Source organism: Methylophaga sp. UBA4204, from assembly GCF_002379485.1.
In the GTDB taxonomy this organism is placed as follows: Bacteria; Pseudomonadota; Gammaproteobacteria; order Nitrosococcales; family Methylophagaceae; genus Methylophaga.
Genome location: NZ_DFTU01000017.1, coordinates 1 through 3,471 on the forward strand (window position 1 = coordinate 1; position 3,471 = coordinate 3,471).

6 protein-coding genes are annotated in these 3,471 nt (G+C 42.4%); 2 read left to right on the forward strand and 4 right to left on the reverse strand.

Annotation, left to right across the window (positions count from 1 at the left end; genetic code table 11):
• The first annotated feature begins 164 nt into the window (after window positions 1–164).
• Both B3182_RS02285 and B3182_RS02290 read left to right on the forward strand, forming a co-directional pair.
• Window positions 165–680, forward strand: a complete 516-nt coding sequence (locus B3182_RS02285) for a hypothetical protein (protein ID WP_292737870.1) — start codon at window positions 165–167, stop codon at window positions 678–680.
• A gap of 17 nt (window positions 681–697) precedes the next feature.
• A complete protein-coding gene (locus B3182_RS02290; protein ID WP_292737873.1) occupies window positions 698–847 on the forward strand; it encodes a hypothetical protein in 150 nt (49 codons plus the stop codon).
• A gap of 50 nt (window positions 848–897) precedes the next feature.
• Here the strand turns inward: B3182_RS02290 and B3182_RS02295 are convergent, their stop codons facing one another.
• Genes B3182_RS02295 through lexA form a run of 4 tightly spaced genes read right to left on the reverse strand, consistent with a single transcriptional unit; the run spans window position 898 to window position 3,191 of the window.
• Window positions 898–1,347 (reverse strand): hypothetical protein, encoded by a 450-nt coding sequence (locus B3182_RS02295; protein WP_292737876.1) that lies wholly within the window; start codon window positions 1,345–1,347, stop codon window positions 898–900.
• Window positions 1,347–1,814 carry a hypothetical protein gene (locus tag B3182_RS02300; RefSeq protein ID WP_292737879.1) on the reverse strand — a complete coding sequence of 156 codons (468 nt, stop codon included), beginning with the start codon at window positions 1,812–1,814 and terminating at the stop codon, window positions 1,347–1,349. Before B3182_RS02300 ends, B3182_RS02295 begins: the two co-directional genes overlap by 1 nt.
• Window positions 1,815–1,828: 14 nt before the next feature.
• The gene (locus B3182_RS02305; RefSeq protein WP_349676847.1) at window positions 1,829–2,584 is read right to left on the reverse strand and encodes a DNA polymerase IV; all 756 of its coding nucleotides are present in this window, start codon (window positions 2,582–2,584) and stop codon (window positions 1,829–1,831) included.
• Window positions 2,585–2,588: 4 nt separating this feature from the next.
• On the reverse strand, window positions 2,589–3,191 hold the full coding sequence (lexA, locus tag B3182_RS02310) for a transcriptional repressor LexA (RefSeq protein WP_292737882.1): 603 nt from the start codon (window positions 3,189–3,191) through the stop codon (window positions 2,589–2,591).
• Window positions 3,192–3,471 lie beyond the last annotated feature (280 nt).

Sequence of the window (3,471 nt, forward strand, 5' to 3'; positions counted from 1 at the left end):
TCCGATAAACCCGGTACGATTCACGATTACATTGCCGATCATCTTTCATTCATCCATAATTGTGAAGTTCATCATATAAATAAAGTATTTAATATGAATAAAAAAATGGCACTATCATCCCTCTCTTTTATTGCTCATTTTAAGATTTGAGTGTAAAAAAATCTATGCAGCCTCAAAAAAATGAAAAATACGAATTTTTATATAAATATGCTCGTGCTGCATTTGACGATGAGCTTCAGCGGTTTCGTAATCTAGAAGATAAAGCTTCTAAATTTTTAAGCCTTTTTTCATTAGTCATTGTTGGATATACATTATTAATTGAATCCAACGCAGGTGAAATATTGAACCTTAATAATTTTATATCTTGGCTTGTCTTCATTTCGGTATGTTTCACGTACTTGGCTTTTTTGACTTCATGGAGCTTTCTATTCAGAGCCATGAAATTTATAGAAATGCAAAGGTTGCCTTTAGATGAAAAATTCTTGGAAACTTATGAACCACTTGATCTAACTAGTATTCAATATGTTTTAACAAAAGCTTCGAGTAATTGTCTGAGTAAAGCTCGTGCTGGTAATAAAACAAAATCAGACTTATTAATTAAAGCGTATAAAGATATCGGAATATCCATGTGGGCACTATCCATATCGATTATTTTGATGGTAATAGAGAAATTTATTTAAACCACCTGGAGCAAAAAATGTCTGAAGAAGAAAATTTAAAAGTAGAGGCCCCACCCGAGCCGGTCAGAGATACACCTGTTCCGGATACAGTATCTGTACAAGATGGTTATACCATTCCGAGCGATAAAGGTACTGAGATGATAAATGAAGGAATCAAAAAAGAATAAGTTAGACTGAATGTTTTATTTATCGCCCTTTTTAGGGCGATAAATAACTTTCAGCCATATATTAATTTTCTGATTTTTGACTCCTCCCCATCCTGCACCACCCTAGGCCAACGACTATGGATCTGAGCATCTTCCGGTTCCGGTTCCAGCGTCACCACATACACCCTCTTCTCATTCCCATCCCTCGCCACTAGGCCCTGGATATACTGGCCCTTTTGTAAATCGTACCAGTGGCTATGCCCTTCCAAATCTTTCTCCATAAAACTCAGCACAGGGATCTTTACTGGTTTGGGGAAATACCGCTCCCACACACCGCCATAGATGGATTCAATCTTTGCCCAGCCAGTGACCGGTAAATTACCTGGTTGCTTTAATCGTCGGCCCCAGGGTAATAATTCAATTGAGCCATCTATTTTTAATACCGGCAACATAGCTTTGGGGTTGGGGAAGTACATCCGCATGTATTCATCCCCATATTGAAAGTGAGCTCCACCGCACATCAGATCGTTTTCCTATGGCCAGTAGGTTTCCAAGCCGGGGCAATGACATTCGGCATTTCACTACGGCCCATCACTGGCATTGGCGCCACGGTAAATTCACCATAGCGTTCATTAATCTTATCGACTGCCTGGTTAATTTTCTCGCGCTTCAGCTGATGCTTAGTATCCAAAAACATATCCTGCTGCCGGCACTCAGTTGGGTTTAACGCGGTGATTTGCACCTGCCGGGCTTCCTGGCCAACCCAATGCTTTTGCATAAATTGCCGCCCGAGGTCATAAATGATCTGACCATCATCGGTGGTGTTATCCAGTTTTATTTTGGTGCCCAGCCAACCTTCTTCGGTTTTGATACCTATAAAAAAATGATTTGATTGAAAATTATGCCGGCGCAATCGGGTGCCGACCTTTTCAGCCATGTGCTGCAGGTAAATTAATACGGTCCTTAAATCTCGGGTACCAGGTGGCATGACTTTGCCGTGCCCTACTGTTTAGGTGCTTTCACCACCGTGGTGATGGGTTCCGGATCTTTGCCCTGGGCCATCAACCAAATGCGCCGGCCAGGGTTACCAAAACGTTTGGCCAGAATGCCGATTGGCAGCTTTTTCATATCACCGCATTTGTATACGCCATATTTATTTAAAAAGCCGCCGATCCCCCTCGCAATACCACTGAGCTCCGTTACCGGTTCATTGGCCAGCCTGGCTTCTGCTTCCCATGGCGCGATCACGGTTAGCCCATCAGGCTTGACCAGTTTAGCTGCGAATTTGGCAGTCGTTCTATCACCACTCACACCCACGCTGCAGGTGAGCCCAGATGCATCACTCACCGTTTTTTTCACCAGTTTCGCGATCGTTTCAGGTGAGCCCCACAAACTCTGACACATGGTGACATCCAAAAAGGCTTCATCCACCGAGTAGATTTCTAGGTCCGGTGTAATCTTCTCCAATGCCTGCATAATCTGAGTGGATTTCTCTACATATCGATGTGGCCGGCCAGGTGCTTGAATCAAATCAGGGCAAAGCTCTCTTGCTTCTTTCAGACGCATACCGGTTTTCACGCCATACGCCCTGGCTTCGTATGATGAGGTAATGATCGTGCTGCCTAATTTGCCATTGGTAATAGCCACAGGCCGATTACGCCAAAATGGATTGTCCTGTTGCTCAACTTGGGCAAAGAAACAGTTCATATCCACTAAGATAATTACGCGGTCCCAAAAATTTTCACTGGTAGCTTTCATCTCATTAAGGGTAGGTACGTAAGAGACCAACCATCACACCTTGAATACTTAACCTTTTCGTTTCTAATGTGACCGGTTCAAACGCGTCATTTGCTGGCACCAAAGTGACAGTATCGTCTTGATTGATAAATAACGTTTTAAGCGTCGCATCATACCCATCCACTAAAGCAACTATGATGTCCCCATGTTTGGCTTGTCTAGTCGTTTCAACAACAACATAGTCCCCTGACATGATCCCTTTGTCTTTCATGGACTCACCGCTGACTTTGAGTACATAGCGTCCTTTACCTTTGAACAGGATGCTGACGTCAATTTCCGTTTCATCTGCAATGGCTTCAATAAGCCTGCCAGCAGCTATTCTCCCCAACATTGGTAACGTCACCGATGACGTTAGGTCTTCATCTTCAACAAGTTGCAGTCCACGAGTACGCATTGGAAGGTTTTTTAAATGTCCAGCATCAATCAATGCTTGTATATGTTTGTGTGTTGAACCACTGGAGCTAATACCCAGCCCTTTGGCTATTTCATGTACCAGCGGTCCTTCATTGTTTTTGTAAATGTAGTGTCGAATAAAGTTGAGTGTATCTTTTTGTCTTTTAGTAAGCATAATCCACCCATAGAGAATACAGAAAGAACAAAATTAGAACATAGTCAGAACAAAGTTGCTTTAGATTTAAGTGAATTAAATACGGGAGTTTGATATTAAGCGCTTTGGCAAGGGCTCCATTTACGACTCAGATCCAACCTGAGCTACTAAGTTGCGCAGTAAGATAAAATGAGGAGGATGATGAATCTGAGATAATAAATAAGTGATGATCCCGTTTCATTATTGGGAGCAGATAACGTTGCCCATTTCACTCTTTACGGGACTGTAAAAAATTCTGTGT